The organism is Undibacterium sp. Jales W-56 (genome assembly GCF_025548535.1).
Taxonomy (GTDB): domain Bacteria; phylum Pseudomonadota; class Gammaproteobacteria; order Burkholderiales; family Burkholderiaceae_D; genus Undibacterium.
On record NZ_JAJLQW010000001.1, the window covers coordinates 875,531 to 894,660 of the forward strand.

Genomic DNA, 19,130 nt, shown 5'->3' on the forward strand with positions numbered 1-19,130 from the left:
GATAATTAAGACGTTATAGCGATCAGTTCGATTTTGAGGTCACGAATCCCGGACGGGACATAAATTGAAATAGACTGCGCCTGAAGCATGCGCTCGTACATCGCCCCTTTATTCTCGATAGAAAAATAATAGGTGTCTGGCCGTACTGGAACCGCCGCCGGCACTTGAGGCGAGTGAACCAGTTTCACGCCGGGCATTGCGGAAAGTACAAATTTTTCAACATCCTCTGGTGCACCGAGTTTAAAGCGCATAGGGACAATATCGACTAGTTCTATAGCAGGCATATCTGCAGCGACCGTAAGATAGAACTGTGTTTTTTCATCGATTTTGCCGGAGTCCAGTGAACCAAGATGATAAGAAGGTTTGATCTCAGAGAGCGCGATAGAAAAATACTTTGTTGAAATGACAGTGTCTAAAAGTTCCCGGATGATTTTATCCAATTTACTAAAACCAGGCCCAGGTTCAGCATGGTTGTACGGCGGTAAATCGGATAGGGAATAATTTTTTGAATACGTCATTAAAGCGCCCGCTAAGCTAAGTAATTGCTCGTACAGACGTTCCGGATGAAAAGCTGGATGGTGAAAATAATGTGTCAACTGTGCGAAGGCAGAACTCGCTGTATGCAGAAGCCAAAAAGAGGAAATGTCTCCTGATCTGAATTCTATAATGTTCTTATTTGGCTCTCGGTGGTGACCGTATAACGCATTGACCTTTGCTTGTAGCGCATCCATCAGTCGACGAAGTTGCGAATACAACATTGGCGAACTACGGATGGATAAACTGGGGGCGACGAAGCTTGGATCAATTTCAAAACCACCAGTGGATACTCTACGCAGTTGAACTGCAGGGAAACTGACATAGGAATCCCGTGCTTCAAATTCTGAAACGAGCCTTAAAGTTTTTTTTAGGAATGACAACTCCGCATTTGCTGCGTGTGTAAATAAGTCGGGTATTTCCTGATTTGATTGTTTGTAGCGGGTGCTGTTACTGATTTGTCCTGAGGCTGAAAAGTTACCGCCAAATCCCTTCATCACAGGAATTGCTACGTAGTAAATAATGGATTGTTGTGACATCGGGATGTCGCTGAGATCGATATCATGCGGAAGTTCGTCTTGCAGAGAAGCTCTGACAATTTCTCCGTCTTGAAATATCAACGATAACTCAGTCGCTCGCAACGTGTTATTCACTAAAGCGTCTCTATCCCATTGAACTGCCGAGATGCCCCAAGCGTAAGGGTGTAGGGCACTAGTGACTTCATGCAATCGTTTCTCGTGATACAGATCTTGCCGTTGAAAATGTTGCGGGCGTAAAAATAAACCTTCGCCCCATAAAATTTTTGAAGTCATGTGTTGTGCTAAATAATTGAAGAGGGTGATGCTGTGATTTATGTTGAGTCCAAATTATGGACTTTGAACAATCTTAAAATGAGTCAAATTTAAATTTATTAATATTTTGGCATATAAATGATGGATTAACGTGAATATTTTTACAATTTTACTGGCAGCGCACTGGCCCTAGCAGCTTGCCTGGATTCTCTTTATCCAGCATGGCAGAACCTATTCCTACAGACAGGGCACATGCATGAAGTCCGATCGTAATTCCGGATACCTCAGCTTCTTTTGCGACAAATGTCGCCCTCCAACGTTGTTGTGCCGGAGAACGAAATAAAGCAACAACCCCAATGAAATAAGCTTCTTTTGTTACCTTTTCAACGATTTCATAGCGTTGGCCGGGCACAAGCATCACTTCTTTTACTTCTAGCAAATCATTACCGAGCAACTCTTTTTCTTTTTGTGGGTTCAGGAATACATCGAACGGTATCTGCTGAAACGCCGCACCTTGCCGCAACTTGTAAACCCGGGTGACTAAGGCTAGAGGACGTCCATTCGCGTCTACATTTAAATTTTCCGATGCATGCAAGCGGATAGCAATATTTCTCGGCGCCTGCTGTGCATCCGGTATTTCCGGCGCATCCGGTTTTTTAAGCCCCGTTGCTTCTAGTGCAATATTTGCCACAGAGCCAACTGTTGATACTGCGGCGCATCCTGCAAGGCTTACCGTTCCAGCTAAGTAGACAGTATTTATGAATCTGACATATTTCATTGGATAGGATGAGAGATGGTTAAGTTATTAAAAAATAATAATAAATATTTAATTAGATATTTAAATAGCATGAAAAATGTATTTTTTTGCATTTGTTTAAAATTATTACAATTTCCATGAATTAGTATCAATTTGAAACCAAAATATTATTGTAGTTTTATTATTTTGTCGTTATGATAATCCTATCAATTGCTTTAATGATAATTTAATTAATAGAATCATATTGTTTTGAAAGTAGTTTTGCTCAATGGTAATTAAATCTCGACTTATTCCGTGTTTGATTCTATCGACGATCTTGAGCGCTTGCGTAACGGATCCGGTAAAAACAGGTGCACCTCTACCAATTGTTAAAATAGAAACCATGATGGCAGATGCGGAGTTGGCATCTGCAGCCGGGCAGCAAGACAAGGCATTGGCAATTTTAAAAAATGCTACCAACACCTTTCCAACCGATAAGGCGCCTTGGGCGCAAATGGCTCAAATGAAGTTTGATACGGCAAATTACGCTGAAGCCGTCATGAATGCACAGGAAGTTTTGCAGCGTGATCCTGTTGATAAATTGGCTAATAGCATTATTGCCGTAAGTGGTTTGCGTCTATCAACTAAAGCATTAACTGATTTGAGTCAGCAGAACAATTTAACCGGAAGTTTGCGAACTGAAGCACAAGATTTGGCCAAGTTATTACGCGAAAGTCTGGGCGAAAATTTGCTGGTTCCCGCAAAAAATAAGTCTGCGTCGAATTCGGCTCCACGTCCATCAACCACAAAACCCTCTAATGTGGGGGGCGGAAAAGTGAGTGACAAAGATCAGGGTAGCTCGAATCCGTTTGGTGTTTTGAAATAAATTTTCCCCGGTTATTTCATTGTTGATGGCTTAGTTTTTCTAAGTCTAATTTTTAGTTTTTTTTTGGAGTTGTCATGGCAAAAAACGAAAGTGTTCAAAAGCGATTGCAAAAAGTTCGTCCACCTAGAGTGCAGATGACTTATGACGTAGAGATCGGTGATGCTATTGAGAATAAAGAATTACCTTTCGTTCTTGGCGTTGTAGGTGATTTTGGTGGCAACTCGGAGCTTGAGCAGAAGCGTTTAAAAGACCGGAAATTCGTTTCACTGGATCGCGATAATTTTGATGAAGTCATGAAGGGTGTGGAGCCCAGAGCGACATTTCGCGTGGCAAACGAACTTAGCGATGAGGGCGGTCAGTTCGCCGTAGATTTGAAATTTAAATCTATGGAAGATTTTCGTCCTGAATCTATCGTTCAGCAAGTCGAACCATTAAAAAAATTACTGGAAGCCCGTACCAAACTGGCAGATTTGCGTAACAAATTAGCTGGAAACGACAAACTCGAAGATATCTTAAATGATGTCCTGAACAACACCGAAAAGTTGGTTAGTTTGAGCAAACAAACGACAAAGCAGGGGAGCTAGCATGTCAGCACAACTTAATACAATGTCTGCTAATCCAGGAGCTACTGAGCTTGCATTGCTTGATCAGATTGTTGAGCAAAGTAAGGTTGCAAAATCCAGTGTGGAGCATGCTCGTGCGAAGGATATTATTTCTGAGCTGGTCAATCAGGTGATGCAAGGTACAGTCGTTGTCTCTGATAATTTATCTGCGACGATTGACGCAAGAGTCGCTGAACTGGATCGATTGATTTCGCGTCAATTGAGTGCGGTAATGCATGCGCCTGAATTTCAGAAATTAGAGAGTAGCTGGACAGGACTAAATTATCTGGTCAAGAACACGGCCACAGGTACTAGCTTAAAAATCAAATTGCTTAATGCCACAAAACGCGATCTGGTGAAAGATTTTCAGAGCGCTTTGGAATTTGACCAAAGTGCCATGTTCAAAAAAGTCTACGAGGAAGAATTCGGTACATTTGGCGGCGCTCCATTCGGTGCATTGTTAGGTGATTTCGAAATTACGCGTCAACCGGAAGATATGTATTTCGTTGAGCAAATGTCGCATATCGCTGCAGCCGCTCATGCTCCTTTTATTTCTTCTGCATCACCTGAATTGTTTGGCTTGGAAACATACAGCGACCTGGGTAAACCGCGTGACTTGTCAAAGGTATTTGATACGGTTGAGTATGCAAAATGGAAATCTTTCAGAGAATCTGAAGATTCACGTTATGTTGGACTGACATTGCCTCGGTTCCTTGGTCGCTTACCTTTCAATCCTGTTGATGGTGCTACTGTCGAGGGCTTTAATTTCATTGAGGATGTCGATGGTACCGATCATCATAAATATTTATGGTGTAACGCAGCCTATGCCTTCGGTACTAAGTTGACGAAAGCGTTTGAGGATTTTGGCTGGTGTGCGGCAATTCGTGGTGTTGAAGGCGGCGGCTTGGTTGAGGGCTTGCCTACTCATACATTTAAAACCGACGAGGGCGAAGTTGCATTGAAATGTCCAACTGAAATTGCGATTACGGACCGCCGGGAAAAAGAATTGAGCGACTTGGGATTCATTTCTCTCGTGCATTGCAAAAATACAGATTACGCGGCTTTTTTTGGTGCGCAGTCTGCACAAAAAGCAAAAAAATACAATACCGATTCGGCTAACGCCAACGCTGTATTGTCAGCTCAGTTGCAATATATTTTTGCGGTGTCACGCATTGCGCACTACATGAAAGCCATGATGCGCGACAAGATAGGCAGTTTTGCTGCAGCCTCTAATGTCGAAGATTTTCTGAATCGCTGGCTGACACAATATGTACTGCTTGATGATAATGCGAGTCAGGAGCAAAAAGCGCAATTCCCATTGCGCGAGGCATCTGTACAAGTATCCGAAATACCAGGACGTCCTGGCGTCTATCGCGCCGTGTCATTCTTGCGCCCACATTTTCAACTCGATGAGTTATCCGTTTCACTCCGTTTGGTCGCGGAGTTACCGCAGTCGACCAAATCTTAATTTTATATTGAATTTTTTACACAGGAAGGTGAATAATGGCAATCGACGTCTACTTGCAAATTGATGGTATCAAAGGTGAATCTACTGACGATACACATAAAGATTGGATAGAGTGCAAATCTGTTCAATGGGAAGTGTTACAGCCAAAATCAGCGACTGCTTCTACAGGCGGTGGCCATACTGCAGAGCGTTGCGAACATAAAGATATCGTTATCTCAAAGATTGCAGATTTAGCAAGCCCATTATTACTGCAAAACTGTTCCTCAGGAAAAACCATTGCTAAAGCAAAGCTGGAGTTCATGCGTGCAGATGGACAGGGTCAGCGTATCAAGTATTTTGAAGTTGAAATTGAAAATGTCTTGATTGGTAGCGTATCTCCGATGGTAACTGAAGGCGATATTCTGACTGAATTGGTTGGTCTGAAATATTCCAAAGTCAAATGGAAATACACGCAACAAAAAATTGGCGGCGGATCTGGTGGCAATACGTCTGGCGGATGGGATTTGTCAGCAAACAAGACAGCATAAGTATTTGTAATTAATAAAGTAATTTCGATGTATTTTGCCGACCTAATCGACAGAATACATCGGGTTAAAAGGCTAGTTTTTATTTGTGCTCATGTGGTCTGAGTTTTACTGCGTTGTTGAATATTAATTAGTCATTGAACGGAAAATTAATGCCATATATTTTTGAAGAGGCTGAAATCCTTGAAGGTCAACCCCCATTGGGAAGTAAGCAATGCGTGGCTTTGGTTAAAGAGTTTGCAAAGGCACCTGCTGCATCCTTGTGGAGAGAGGGTGACGTAGTCAGGAAAAATCTTTCGTTGAAGAAGGGAACTGCAATTGCTACTTTCGTTGACGGAAAATATCCTAACCACGGTAGTGGCAATCATGCTGCATTGTATCTCGCTCAAGACGCACTCGGAATATGGGTAATCGATCAGTGGGCAAAGAGCGGCACTATACAAAAGAGAAGATTATCGTTCAAAGGAAAAGATAAGGATGGTAATTATGTCGATCCAAGTAACAATGGCGATGCATTCTCTGTCATCAAATGAGGCATAGGACAATAATGCTTTTGCCTCAGATTAAGTCGATACTATTTTTTGTTCTTATTGCGCCATCTTACCTGGCGTTTGCAGTTAATGCCGTACCCGCTTGCCCTAGTGAATTACAGGTCGAACAAACAGTAAGTAAGCTACCTGAAGGCTGGACTGGATACAGCACAAATAAGAAACATCGATTTGTGAATGTCATGTTTTCGAATGGCGATCCAACACAGAGTTTCATACTGGTTCCCTCAAAAGAATTAAAAAGGAACAAGGAAGATATTGCAATCTGGCGTTTTGAACCGTCAGAAAAAGCTTATTGGATTTCTTGTATATATAGCGAGACCAAGGCAACTTTGGCAAGGGAATTACCTGACAACATTAAAATTTGTACGGTTGCATACGATGCGAGATTCACTTCACCAGTCGTGAAAGAAATCAAGTGTGAGTAAGTATATAGCCGCATTATTAGAAATGTATAACGGTTGCATAGTGCAGACAAATTTTTCAAACCAATCCAGTTATTCAGAACCAAAATTGAGAAAAATCAACACCTGAATGGAACAAAATGAATGGCTTTGCACCGAGTCTGTTTGATCGTTTGATGGGAGTAGGAACATCTGAAAATAAGAATCTCGGTGTTGTTTTGCGCTTATCGATAGAAGAACTGAAAGATACTGTCGCCAGAGATTTGGAGGCGCTGTTAAATACCCGAACAGTTTGGCCTGAGGCATTATTAAAGCGCTACCCCGAATGCCATAATTCTATCCTCACTTATGGATTGAACGATTTTTCTGGACTTAGCTTGGCGAGTACGGATGACCGTACTTATATTTGCCGTTGTCTGGAAAAAGCTATTTCTCGCCATGAACCCCGTCTAAGGAATGTACGCGCATCGCTTGAGGTTCGTGAAGGATCGATTAATCGACTTAATTTCGCGATATCGGCGTTACTGGTGGTTGATTTAGCGCGTGAACCCGTTAGTTTCGATGCGGTGCTTCAACCATCTACCTTGCATTATTCGATTAGTAAAACGCGCCGCATGGCTCGTACAGGCGATTAAATTGGACGAATTACTTCCCTATTATGAGCGTGAGCTCGGATTTTTAAGACGCTATTCACGCGAATTTTCTGAGCGTTACCCGAAGATCGCAGGCGGTTTATTGATGGCTGGCGAGGTTTGCGAGGATCCTCATATCGAGAGAATGATTCAGTCATTTGCGCTGCTGAATTCTCGTATTTCAAAACGGTTGGATGACGATTATCCTGAGTTCACAGAAGCATTATTCGAAGTTCTGTACCCGCATTATTTGCGACCTTTTCCTTCATGTTCCATTGCGCGCATAGAATATAGTGACGCAGTAAGGCAGATGACAGTGCCGGCGGTCATTCCTCGGGGAACTCAGCTGACAACAGGCCAGGTTAAGGGGGTTGCCTGCAAATTTAGAACTGCTTACGACGTTCATGTTGCGCCAATAGCTTTGTCTAAAGTCGTATTTGATCCGATCTTAACGGTGCCTGACTCAGTCATTCTTCCTCCGTCTGCCACATCCAAAATCAGCATTACTATCAACGCTTTGTCGCAACAAATTAGTTTGAAAAAACTAGCAATTCCTTCCTTGCGCGCATTTATTGATGGTGAGCCCTCATTTTGTGCGGCGCTCAGGGATACGCTATTTATGCGTGGTGTGAAGGCCTATATTGAAGTTCCGGGGCAGCTATCCTGGATTAGCTTGCAATCGTTGCCAATCAAGGCAGTTGGATTTCATGAAGACGACTCCTTGATCCCGTTTTCGTCGCGCTCTCATCCTGCATATCGTTTATTAACTGAGTATTTTTCATGTCCGGAAAAATTCAATTTTTTTGATATCGATTTACTCTCCTTGACGGCAGCCTTACCTGAAAATTGCAAGGAATTTACTTTGCATCTGGCTCTCACTGGATTGAGAAGCGACTCTAATATCGCGCGCATGTTAAGTACGCTATCAACTAAGCATGTTGTGCTTGGATGTACGCCTGTGATTAATTTGTTTAGTCAGCACGGTGAACCGATACGTTTGACCCAGACAACCGAACGCTACCCGGTAATTGCAGATTCTCGGCGCGCCTATGCGTATGAAGTGCATTCAATAGATTCAGTGAAATTAGTACGACAAACGCCACAAGGTGAGTCCGTGACAGAGTTTCGTCCTTTTTATTCTTTGCGACATGGAGAACGGGCAGAAAAAAAAGGCCATTACTGGGTGATGCGACGGGATGACATGGTCGCACTAAAAAGTCCTGGTTATGAAACCGAAATATCCATCGTTGATATCGATTTCGATCCTGCAGCGATTGAAACGGACACACTAAGTATTGAGCTCACCTGTACGAACCGTGATTTACCTGCGTCACTGACGTACGGCTTGCCAGGCGGCGATTTATTTTTAGAAGGTGGTTTGCCGATTCAATCAATTGGTTTTTTACGTAAACCATCTGAATCCTATTCTTTTGAACGGGGTCGCGGTGCGCATTGGCGTCTCATTTCTCATTTGTCCCTGAATCATCTCTCTTTGAGCAATGGTGGTTTGGAAGCATTTCAAGAAATGTTAACTTTATATGATCTGCCTTGCTCTGCAATTTCTCAACGGCAGATTAGTGGCATTGTCAGCATTGAACATAAGGCAGCTAAGGCTTGGCTGCCAGGTAATCCTTTTGCCTGTTTGGTGCGCGGTATTGAAGTTCGCATGACCATTGATGAAGAGGGTTTTGTAGGCAGCGGAATCCATATTTTTGCGGACGTAATTGATCGATTTCTGGGGCTCTATGTGCATGCGAATAGCTTTACACAGTTGGTCATGGTGTCAAAAAGAAGTGGGGAGGAATTGTTGCGATGCTTACCGCGAAGCGGCGATTTGAGCCTAGTGTAATTCAACGTTTACTTGATGAGCCATATCGTTTCCAGTTTTTTCAGGCGGTAAGATTAATTGAGTTATGGTTGAAAAAAAATGGCGCATCAAGCGATTGCGCTGTTGCTGACTATGTACGTTTTAAAAATTCAATCTCCCTCAATTTCCCGGCAAGTGAAATTGAAGCTCTATCGTTACACCCTAAAACGCTGGAGGTAACGGACCTTGCGTTATTAGAAGCACTGCAGAAAGATGAACTTGATCACATCAGTCTGACACCTGCCTTTATGGGATTTTTAGGGGGTAATGGTGCCTTGCCGAACCATTACACAGAACAGATTGCCGCCCATTTATTGTATGAAAAGGATGATAGTCCGCGTGCCTTTCTTGATACGTTTTCAAATCGGGCACTGACTCTTTTTTATGAGGCATGGCGGAAATATCGCCTGGAGTTCAAATTCGAAGTTGAAGGAAAAGATCGCTTTTTACCTTTATTGCTCTCCTTGGCAGGTACTGGTCACTCTAATTTACAAGGGCGTCTGGATAACGATATTGATGGTATTTTCGATGAATCAATCGGATATTTTTCTACCGCGGTGCGGCATCGTCCTGCTTCGGCATCCTATATTCGTGGTGTGGTCAGTGAGTACTTTGCCGTACCTATTCAGGTGGATCAGTTTGTTGGTCAATGGTATGACGTACCGCAAGATCAGCAAACAGCCTTAGGGGAAAACAATGCGGTATTGGGTTCTGTTGCATTGGTTGGCGCCCGAGTCTGGCAGCGTGACCTGCGTTTACGTTTGACACTTGGACCTTTAAGGAAAAAAGACTTTGATGCATTTTTACCAGGTGGAAAGTCCGCAAAATCTCTGGAAAAAATGTTGACCATGTTTACCAGTAGCTATCTCGAATATGAAATTCAATTGGTACTAAATACCAAAGAAGTCAGTGGAATCAATTTGGCGTCCCGGCGCGACGGTGGTCGTTTAGGCTGGGATACCTTTTTGCTGTCAGGAGCGGAATCGAATAATCGCTGCGACGTTCGCTACGATATTCATGCGCTTTAATAAAAAATGTTAGATCAAGGAAGAAGCAGGAATGAGCATTAATCTTAAAACTCTGATTAGCAAACTCAATGAAACCTCGCGGGTTGCGGCTACCCGTGCAGCCAGTCTCTGTGTCGGTCTAGGCCACTATGAAGTAGATATCGAACATTTGTTTTTGGCATTGTTGGAACAGACAAATAGTGACTTCGTTCTTATTGCACGCAAGTCAGGCATCAGCACAGCGAGCCTGGATGCGGATCTTCGTAGCGAAATCAGCCGCTTTAAAACAGGTAATACGCGCACACCTGTATTTTCTCCGCATTTACCTAAATTATTTGAACATGCCTGGCTTCTAGCCTCTCTGGATAACCGTGCTAATCAGATAAGTCAGATCAGAAGTAGTCACTTATTACTTGCGCTACTCACTGAACCTGATTTGGCACAGCTTGCTTATCGCGGTTCGAAGCTATTCGCTAAATTCAAATTGGATGACTTAAAACATCACATTCAAAAACTGACAGAAGGTTCGCAAGAATCTCAGGATGGTGGTATTGGACGGGATGATACGGAGCAGGATGGCTCAGATCCAGTGAGCGAAATGAACGGTCAGGCAGCGCAATCGAAGACACCTGCTTTGGATCAGTTCACTACGAATCTGACGCAACGCGCACGCGATGGCAAGGTGGATCCCGTGATCGGACGCGATATGGAAATTCGCCAGACAATTGATATTCTGATGCGCCGACGTCAAAACAACCCTATTCTGACTGGCGAGGCAGGTGTCGGAAAAACTGCCGTAGTCGAAGGATTGGCTTTGCGTGTTGCATTGAATGATGTGCCTGATATTTTAAAGGGTGTTGAGATTCACACGCTCGACATGGGCCTGTTGCAAGCCGGTGCGAGTGTCAAAGGCGAGTTTGAAAATCGCTTAAAAAATGTGATTGATGAAGTCAAAAAAAGTTCACACGCGATTATTTTGTTTATTGATGAAGCTCACACCATGATTGGCGCGGGCGGTCAGGCAGGACAAAATGATGCTGCCAACCTGCTAAAGCCAGCACTGGCAAGAGGGGAGCTGCGAACGATCGCAGCTACCACTTGGAGCGAGTACAAAAAATATTTTGAAAAAGACGCTGCGCTGGCACGTCGTTTTCAGGTGATTAAAGTTGAAGAGCCTACAGAGGCGGTTGCATGCGCCATGTTGCGCGGCATGGCACCGCTGATGGAAAGGCATTTTAACGTGCGTATCTATGATGAAGCGATCACTGAAGCGGTTCGTTTGTCGCATCGCTATATCAGTGGCCGGCAATTACCTGATAAGGCGATCAGTCTGCTCGATACAGCCTGCGCGAAAGTAGCTTTGGGTCAAAATGCAACACCAGCTGTGCTGGAAGCGATCACAAAAAAACTGGAGCAGATGAATGTCGAAATAGCGATGCTTGAAAGAGAGCAAAGCAGTGGTATGAACCATGCGGAACGGCTGTTTGAATTACGCAGTGTGAGTGAAATCGCTCACGCGGAAATCAAGCAACATACCGGTCAATGGGAAAAAGAAAAAATGCTGACGGAGCAAATTAAGACGGCTCGCGCCGCTTTAGAAGCATCTTCACTGTCAGACGGCTCAAAATTACCAACACCGTTACTGTCTTCCCTGGCATCAACTGCCAAATCAACTAAGAAAACGACTAAAGGATATGAGTTCGCCAGCGATATCCAGAAAAAAATTGAAGATCTGAAAATATTGCAAGGCGAGACCCCAATGGTGCCGGTGCAGGTCGATGGGCATGTTATCGCAGAAATTGTCGCTGCCTGGACCGGAATCCCCTTGGGGAAAATGGTCAAGGACGAAATAAAAACAGTGCTCAACTTGAAAGCATTGCTGGAAGAGCGCGTGCTTGGTCAATCCCATGCGATTGAGGCGGTTGCGCAAAGGGTGCGGACATCGCGTGCAAATCTGGATGATCCGAATAAACCAAAAGGTGTATTTTTATTTGTCGGACCTTCAGGTATCGGTAAAACGGAAACGGCGCTGGCACTGGCTGATGTTTTGTACGGCGGTGAACGCAAACTCATCACCATCAACATGAGTGAATATCAAGAAGCGCACAGCGTCTCTGGTTTAAAAGGATCACCTCCCGGTTATGTAGGGTATGGCGAAGGTGGCGTACTGACCGAAGCAGTACGTCGTAATCCGTATAGCGTTGTTTTGCTGGATGAAATTGAAAAAGCTCATCCCGATGTTCTTGAATTATTTTTTCAGGTATTTGATAAAGGTGTGCTGGACGATGCAGAAGGGCGTGAAGTTGATTTTAAAAATACCATCATTATTTTGACCTCAAATGTGGCATCCAGTCTCATGATGCAAGCTTGCCTGAATAAACAGGCTCACGAGTTGCCTTCATCTGCGGAGCTGGAGCAGCAAATCCGTCCGCAATTGATGAAAGCATTTAAGCCCGCGTTTCTGGGGCGGTTAAAAGTAGTACCTTATTATCCGATTCCAGATGAGGTGCTTATTAAAATTATTGAGTTGAAGCTCTCTCATATCCAGAAGCGCATCGCCGTCAACCATAAGGCGACCTTTGTCTACGATGACGCCATGGTAGAGGCAGTGTTATCTCGTTGCACAGAGGTTGATTCCGGCGCCCGCAATGTAGATAACATTTTGAACGGAACTCTTTTGCCAGAAATTGCTGAATCTGTCTTGGCTAAAATGGCGGAGGGCGTGGGGATTAGCAAAATTAAAGTCAGCGCAACAAAACAGGGACAGTTTAAATACACCATGAAATAAGCTATGGCGGCTTTTTTTGTTTGAATCGCAGCGTTTAAATTCAAGTAAATGCAGAGACAAACGATGAGTGATCTGATGAAGAAAAAATTAATAAAATTGTTTTATATCTCCGTTTTTTTTGCACTAGGTATGCCGGCTATACCGGCATTCAGCGGAGTGAATGAGGCTTTAATTGATTATAGAAATAGTCAATTTTCTGCTGCATTTGCCCAGTTCAGGCAGTTGGCAAATGCTGGTGACGCTGAGGCACAATATCATCTCGGTCTCATGTACGAAAACGGTCAGGGTGTGCCGCAAGACTACAAGTTAGCTATGACATGGTACAAGGCTGCAGCAGATCAGGAATATGCAAAAGCACAATTGAATTTAGGCAGTCTGTATGACGACGGACGTGTCGTATCGCAAGATGCCAAGACTGCGATGATCTGGTACCGCAAAGCCTCCATGCACGGTAACGCGCAAGCGCAATACAAGCTGGCATTGATGTATGCGAATGGCAAGGCCGTGAGCAAAGATGAAAAGACGGCCATTCTCTGGATGCGCAAGTCTGCAGAGCAGGCTGAGCCCAACGCCCAATATCAACTCGGCTCGATGTATGAAAACGGTATCGGTATTGCGAAGGACGCTAAGCTGGCAATTCTCTGGTATCGCAAGGCCGCGGATCAAGGTAATGCCGGTGCACAGTTCAATATCGGACAGGTTTACGAAAACGGTCGTGGTGTGCCGCAAGATTACAATGCGGCGGTGAGTTGGTATCAAAAGGCCGCTCAACAAGCGCATCCAGAGGCTCAATATCGGTTGGGCGTCATGCTGGCGTTGGGGCGTGGTGTCAGGCAAGACGATAAGTCTGCGATGATATGGTTTCAGCAGGCAGCGGATCGCGGTCAGGCCAACGCGCAATATAATCTTGGTGCCATGTATGAGTCAGGCCAAATTGTTGCTCAAGACTATAAATTGGCCCTTGTCTGGTATCGAAAATCAGCGGAGCAAGGTATTGCTATGGCCCAGTACAATCTGGCTTCCATGTATGCCAACGGGAAGGGTGCGGCTAAAGACGATAAAGAGGCTTTGCTGTGGTATCTGAAGGCGGCGGAGCAAGGGCATGCAGAGGCCCAATTTAACTTGGGATGGGTGTACGCAAACGGCCAGGGTGTGACTGCTGACATAGAGCAGGCACACATGTGGTTCAATCTGGCAGCATCGAGTGGTGATAAAGATGCGATCAAAAATCGCAAAGTAGCCGAATCGATGATGACACCAAAACAGATTGAACATGCCCAAGCGATGGCTCGAGAGTGGCAGATGAAATACAAATAATGTGACTGATCTGGATATGCTAATCATCCGTGACAAGAATTAATGCGCCGCTTAAATCCATCATCACTATTTTAGGAAAAATTATGTTTGCTGTTGACCAGCTTCTCTTGCCCATCAATCCAACGGATCCTTGCGGAGAAGATTTGTCTTTTTCAACTGAACTCGATGCGATTGCCCAAGCGCGTCGTTTTGATGATCCTTCTCTAGATCAGGGCGAGTGGGTGGCCGAATTAAAGGAGGCTGATTGGCAGTTTGTTATAAAAAGTTGCTCGGATTTAATCCAATTTAAAAGTAAAGATTTACGCCTTGCTGTTTGGCTGGCCGAAGCCAGCGCAAAAATAAATCAGTTTCGCGGTTTAGGTGATGCCTATTTATTGTTGGCTGGGCTATGCGATAAATTTTGGGAGGGCTTGTATCCCTTACCAGATGAAGACGGGTATGAACAGCGTATTGGAAATTTACATTGGTTGCTAAAACGATCGGTACAATTAGTTCGTGAAATTCCGATTACTGAAGGTAAGGATACAGGGTATTCAACAATTCAATTTGAGCTTGCCCGAACAAATGCGACAAATGCGGATAGCCAAGATGGCGGACATCATCATGGTCATCTCAAATTAGCGGATGTAGAGTCAGCGCGTAAAAAATCTTCCAGAGTTTTTTATCAGGGACTGCTCGCGGATGCACGTCATTGTCTTAGCGCATTGGTCGAGCTAGAGCAGGCTGTGGATGCCTGGTTAGGTGTGGATGGCCCCGGGTTCACTGCATCCAAGGACGCGCTTGAGGCCGTTATCAGTCTCATCTTGCCATTTGCGCGAGATGTTGGTGCGCAAACAGATAATAATCCAGTCGAAGTGCCAGAAATGGCATCGCCTATTATAAATAATGATCAAAAGATGTTAGTGACAACACCGCTCACAGGCGCGATCCAAACGCGTACGCAGGCTCTCGCTCAGCTCCGTCTGGTGGCAGAGTTTTTCCGTAGAACGGAACCTCATAGCCCAGTCATTTATCTGGCAGAAAAAGCAGCAGATTGGGGGGACTTGCCTCTGCATGAATGGCTGAGAGCCGTCGTCAAAGACGAAGGATCATTGGTTCATATCGAAGAACTTCTTGGCATAAAGAGATAAGGGACATTATTCATTTAGCTTGGATAACAGAAGCGCTGGCGAACATATTTTCCCATGTGTGAGTCAATTAGCTGTAGTAGTCGGGACTTCATCTGACTAAATTTCCCACGGTTTAGTTGGACGGCAACGCGGCTCTATTCCCAGCGTTATTCATATCACCGATAGTAAGACTCACGAGGTCAATACCTGGGGCGGGTCATTCGCGACATCGAGCGTAAGCTCCAGGCGCAACCGCAATGACTGAGCGCTTCGCCAAACACATTCATGCACAGCAACGGCAAGACCGCGAAAAACGCCACAGCGTGCATGCGCCCGAAACAGAATGCATTGCCAAGGGCAACCCATAATGCAGTGTCGTTGCTGCGATGGATCCCCCCAGGTTGCTTGCAGGTCTTGATTATCTGGGCTTTGAATTCAGTGCTATGGCGCCGGTACTGACTGGGCGCAACCATTCCGTTCTGTTTCGTGTACATGTGTCCACCTATTAAATGGACACGATAATCTATGTTTCAGTATCCGCTTCAAGGTGATATTGCCGGGTGCTTACATTCGATCTCCTTTCAATTTCGGTAGATATGTCGTTTTTTACGCATATTTCCAGATAAAAATTCACTGTTATGTAATAAGTAACTGTTAATCTGACATCTTGCCAAAAAGAATATATTTTGGTTTGCTCAGAAAACTTTCCTAGCTATGTAGATGTATGTGCCGCGGAAGGTATTTGCTAAAACAGAACAATTAAGTTTGGCAGCCTGGAGCAATGTAGGTGATGGTCATCGCGTTTTTACCATCTGCTTGTCGTTTATTAATGTAATAAAACCTAGATCCACTCATGTTGAATAATCAAGTGAACCATTAAGGAGAATGTAATTGAAAAAATTGTTGATTTCCCTTGTTCTGATGAGTCAGGCAGCTTTTGCCCTGGCAGATGGTAAAACGGATTGCAATGCTGCAGCCGGCAGCTATCGCACTGGTACCGTAGTGGGTAGTCCGAAATTTGCGCGTGCGACACAGACGCTCAAAGGAGTTGGTCTCTCGCATACGCATATCCGGGTCCAGACCGATCAGGATGGCCAGATTTATGATGTTGCGATGGACAATGTGTATGCAAACGATTACGTGAAAAATTCCAGCTCGATACCAAAATCGCTTGCAGCGATTAAATTGGGCGACAAAGTGGAAATGTGCGGTCAATTGTATTCAAGCGGCTATGGTATTCACTGGGTTCATGATAATTGCAATGTCACGCCAGACCGTGCCCATCCTGATGGTTTTGTCAAAAAAGTAGTGGGTGGAGTTGAAGGCAGCAATTTAGAATCAAGTCAGGCGTATTGCTATTTGTGGAATTGATTGGCGCTTGATTCGATCAAACCTGATACCGGTATGCTGGACGCATCGGTATCAGGCGGATAGAAAATGGATGCTGCAAAAAATCACATTATATTCAGAGCATCATTCATCTATTTTATTTTTCCTTAACTCACTAAGTTCGGTTTAATTTGTGACTTCATTTATTCGTTACTCACTGGCGGTTGTTGCGATCGGCTTATGCCTGGGAGCCTTTCTGTTATCCAGAGAGACCGAAGATCCCTCGGCGAAACTGCGGGCTACTACAGGCAAGATGCAGGATGCTGGCTCAAGGCCATCGCGTGCGTTGTATGGATCAATTTCTCCGTTTGGATTGGGGGAGCCGGTGATGGGCAATGACGAGACAATATCGCATGAGCTGAAATCGGCTGCCATTTATGGCCGTAACGGACGGCAGGTCGATTTTGGCGGACTTACGGCATTTGACTATATTTCTAAATGGACCGGATTGGCCAGGGCAGGCAGCGTAGAAGCCGCGTATAACGTCTATCAGGCGGAGTCTGTCTGCGCCAATAATGATGAAGCCATCGCCGAATACGATAGCGTTGCCGATCGTGATCAATTTTTAAATGAGCGTAAAAAATTAAGCAAATTATGTGAAGGCGTGACGCCCGTGCAGGTGCAGGAGCGGCTCCATTTCCTCGGCATTGCCGCGCGCTCAGGCAAAGTCGATGCGCAAATCGATTACTTTATGGAGGGACCATATGGTCGCCCCATTGACCTGAAAGAAAACCGTGACGATCCGATAGTCCAAAAATGGAAAGATGACGCCATCACAGGACTAAAGTCCGCGGCTAGCCAAGGTGAGCCATTTGCGTTGGCCTTGCTTTCCCAGAGCTACGATATCGGTGAGCTGGTACCGCGTGATGCCAAACTTTCTCTCAGCTACAAAGTCGCTGAAGCAGAAGCAAGAAATACGGTATGGTCGGACGTGCAGTTGCGCCGTAAGTTTGGCGCGCAGATGTCGGATGCAGATTTTGAAAATGCGCTGCAAATGGGCAGGCAAATTGCCCGTGATTGCTGTAAAAAATAACGCCGATCCACTACTGCGCGACAAAACGCCTGGCTGTTTCACGGCGCATTGTGTCTTTTACTGATTCGACTCGGACAATTTTTTCATGCCCGATGGTGTCGACGTTTCTTTTTTCTCCGCTTCTTCATCGCCATTGACTGAAGAATCGTCGAGGTAGCGTTCAAGCAGCTCAAAAAACTTCCCGTAAAAATCCCCGGTGGGTATCGTTTCGCTCGCGACTTTGACCAGCGAATCGTCGCTTGCGCCGAATGGTAAGGACACCGATCCCAGCGCGCCGACACCGATGCTGGCGGAGTTGGTGCTTTTCTTGAGTGAATAACGGTCGCGTACTGCATTGGCAAATACGGTGGTGCTGTTGCTGCCTTTGCTGTCTGCCGCACAGACCACCGTGAATTCAATCTCGGCATGGATGTCGCTGTCGCGCTGGAATTTTCGGCGGCCCTTGACGAAGGCGGCTTTTGATTCGCTGATGACATAACCCTGGCTCAGCAAAGCGCGGCGCGCGGCTTCGCAGGAGGTTTTTTCTGTACCGGGGAAGCTATGGGTGAAGACGTCGGCGGAACCGAATTCTTCATCTTTTAAATGGGCTTTGTTATTGCTCAGGCCGCCGCCAAAGCTGCCGCAGCCAGTCAGCACCAAAGCGGCAACAACGGTACTGAGCCGGTAAATTGATCGGCGTGGCGATGACGAGGCAAGATGTAAAAATAAAAAACGCATTGGATCGGTATTTCTATAGGGGTAAAACGTATTAAAAACTACCGGCAAACTGATAGCGCAGGCCAGGGTGCCACATGGTGACGATGGTGGCGATTTTACCTTTGGACAGGGTTTGGCGGTGTAACAGTAAGCAGGGTTCCTTGTAAGTGATGTGTAACATGTCACCAATATGCTTGGGCGGCAACAAGGCTTCAATCCGGTAGCTGACGCTTTCCAGGGGCGCCACCACCATCAGGTATTCATTCGGCGTCATGCTGGCGAAATCCTGTTCCAGATAATCCGGTGCAATAGCGGAATTCACCCAACGATCTTCGACCTGAATCGCGACCTCATTCTCAAAATGCACAATCACCGAATGAAACAAGCTGTGACCAATTTTCACCTTGAATTGTTGCGCCAGTATGTCAGTCGCTTTGACCGCTTCGAGTTGATGGAGTTCACTGCGATGCGTATGGCCGCGTGCACGGACTTCCTCGGCAATGCTTTTGATCTCGACTAAAGTTGCCTGATATTTATGTTGTGCGACATAAGTGCCGGAGCCCTGGATGCGCGTCAAGATTTGTTCGCTGGTCAACTCGCGCACAGCCCGATTGACGGTCATGCGCGAGACGCTGAATTGTTCTGCCAGTGCGGCTTCGGAAGGGATGGCATCGCCTTCTTTCCAGGTGCCGGACTGGATTTCCCTGAGTAAATAATCCTTGATCCGCTGGAAGACCGGGGCATTTTTTGCTGGTGTGGACACGTCATTCCTGAAGAAATAATTTGCCGTATTGTCTCA

18 protein-coding genes and 1 pseudogene are annotated in these 19,130 nt (G+C 45.2%); 15 read left to right on the forward strand and 4 right to left on the reverse strand.

The features are described from left to right. Positions 1-5 precede the first annotated feature (5 nt). The gene (gene tssK, locus LPB67_RS03920; RefSeq protein ID WP_262835747.1) at positions 6-1,346 is read right to left on the reverse strand and encodes a type VI secretion system baseplate subunit TssK; all 1,341 of its coding nucleotides are present in this window, start codon (positions 1,344-1,346) and stop codon (positions 6-8) included. A 148-nt stretch (positions 1,347-1,494) separates the two neighbouring features. Further along, the gene (gene tssJ, locus LPB67_RS03925) at positions 1,495-2,103 is read right to left on the reverse strand and encodes a type VI secretion system lipoprotein TssJ (protein ID WP_262835748.1); all 609 of its coding nucleotides are present in this window, start codon (positions 2,101-2,103) and stop codon (positions 1,495-1,497) included. A gap of 295 nt (positions 2,104-2,398) precedes the next feature. Here tssJ and LPB67_RS03930 point away from each other — a divergent pair, with 295 nt between their 5' ends. The 15 genes and pseudogenes from LPB67_RS03930 (at position 2,399) to LPB67_RS04000 (ending at position 17,635) form a co-directional block, all read left to right on the forward strand. Continuing rightward, on the forward strand, positions 2,399-2,947 hold the full coding sequence (locus LPB67_RS03930; RefSeq protein WP_262835749.1) for a tetratricopeptide repeat protein: 549 nt from the start codon (positions 2,399-2,401) through the stop codon (positions 2,945-2,947). 74 nt (positions 2,948-3,021) lie between these two features. Further along, positions 3,022-3,531, forward strand: a complete 510-nt coding sequence (gene tssB, locus LPB67_RS03935; RefSeq protein WP_262835750.1) for a type VI secretion system contractile sheath small subunit — start codon at positions 3,022-3,024, stop codon at positions 3,529-3,531. A gap of 1 nt (position 3,532) precedes the next feature. Further along, on the forward strand, positions 3,533-5,017 hold the full coding sequence (tssC, locus tag LPB67_RS03940; RefSeq protein ID WP_262835751.1) for a type VI secretion system contractile sheath large subunit: 1,485 nt from the start codon (positions 3,533-3,535) through the stop codon (positions 5,015-5,017). Between the two features lie 35 nt (positions 5,018-5,052). Then, complete coding sequence (locus tag LPB67_RS03945) at positions 5,053-5,544, forward strand: Hcp family type VI secretion system effector (RefSeq protein WP_262835752.1); 492 nt, start codon at positions 5,053-5,055, stop codon at positions 5,542-5,544. Between the two features lie 149 nt (positions 5,545-5,693). Beyond that, positions 5,694-6,074, forward strand: coding sequence for a BPSL0067 family protein (locus tag LPB67_RS03950; RefSeq protein ID WP_262835753.1), 381 nt, complete (start codon positions 5,694-5,696; stop codon positions 6,072-6,074). A gap of 14 nt (positions 6,075-6,088) precedes the next feature. Next, complete coding sequence (locus LPB67_RS03955) at positions 6,089-6,517, forward strand: STY0301 family protein (RefSeq protein WP_262835754.1); 429 nt, start codon at positions 6,089-6,091, stop codon at positions 6,515-6,517. Between the two features lie 116 nt (positions 6,518-6,633). Further along, entirely contained in the window at positions 6,634-7,128 is a 495-nt protein-coding gene (gene tssE, locus LPB67_RS03960) for a type VI secretion system baseplate subunit TssE (protein WP_262835755.1), read from the forward strand. 1 nt (position 7,129) lies between these two features. Beyond that, positions 7,130-8,974 (forward strand): type VI secretion system baseplate subunit TssF, encoded by a 1,845-nt coding sequence (gene tssF, locus LPB67_RS03965; protein WP_262835756.1) that lies wholly within the window; start codon positions 7,130-7,132, stop codon positions 8,972-8,974. Next, positions 8,938-10,020, forward strand: a complete 1,083-nt coding sequence (tssG, locus tag LPB67_RS03970; RefSeq protein WP_262835757.1) for a type VI secretion system baseplate subunit TssG — start codon at positions 8,938-8,940, stop codon at positions 10,018-10,020. The genes tssF and tssG overlap by 37 nt, the downstream gene beginning before the upstream one ends. Before the next feature lie 31 nt (positions 10,021-10,051). Further along, entirely contained in the window at positions 10,052-12,787 is a 2,736-nt protein-coding gene (tssH, locus tag LPB67_RS03975; protein WP_262835758.1) for a type VI secretion system ATPase TssH, read from the forward strand. A 63-nt stretch (positions 12,788-12,850) separates the two neighbouring features. Continuing rightward, a complete protein-coding gene (locus LPB67_RS03980; RefSeq protein WP_262835759.1) occupies positions 12,851-14,104 on the forward strand; it encodes a tetratricopeptide repeat protein in 1,254 nt (417 codons plus the stop codon). 29 nt (positions 14,105-14,133) lie between these two features. Further along, entirely contained in the window at positions 14,134-15,234 is a 1,101-nt protein-coding gene (gene tssA, locus LPB67_RS03985) for a type VI secretion system protein TssA (RefSeq protein ID WP_316685080.1), read from the forward strand. A gap of 183 nt (positions 15,235-15,417) precedes the next feature. Further along, a pseudogene (locus LPB67_RS03990) lies at positions 15,418-15,572 on the forward strand (IS5/IS1182 family transposase); the annotation flags it as partial. A gap of 532 nt (positions 15,573-16,104) precedes the next feature. Then, a complete protein-coding gene (locus tag LPB67_RS03995) occupies positions 16,105-16,584 on the forward strand; it encodes a hypothetical protein (RefSeq protein ID WP_262835760.1) in 480 nt (159 codons plus the stop codon). Positions 16,585-16,735: 151 nt separating this feature from the next. Further along, positions 16,736-17,635, forward strand: coding sequence for a hypothetical protein (locus LPB67_RS04000; protein WP_262835761.1), 900 nt, complete (start codon positions 16,736-16,738; stop codon positions 17,633-17,635). Positions 17,636-17,692: 57 nt separating this feature from the next. Here the strand turns inward: LPB67_RS04000 and LPB67_RS04005 are convergent, their stop codons facing one another. Then, positions 17,693-18,352 carry a DUF2242 domain-containing protein gene (locus LPB67_RS04005; protein WP_262835762.1) on the reverse strand — a complete coding sequence of 220 codons (660 nt, stop codon included), beginning with the start codon at positions 18,350-18,352 and terminating at the stop codon, positions 17,693-17,695. A 31-nt stretch (positions 18,353-18,383) separates the two neighbouring features. Next, positions 18,384-19,094 (reverse strand): histidine utilization repressor, encoded by a 711-nt coding sequence (hutC, locus tag LPB67_RS04010; RefSeq protein ID WP_262835763.1) that lies wholly within the window; start codon positions 19,092-19,094, stop codon positions 18,384-18,386. Between the last annotated feature and the right edge of the window lie 36 nt (positions 19,095-19,130).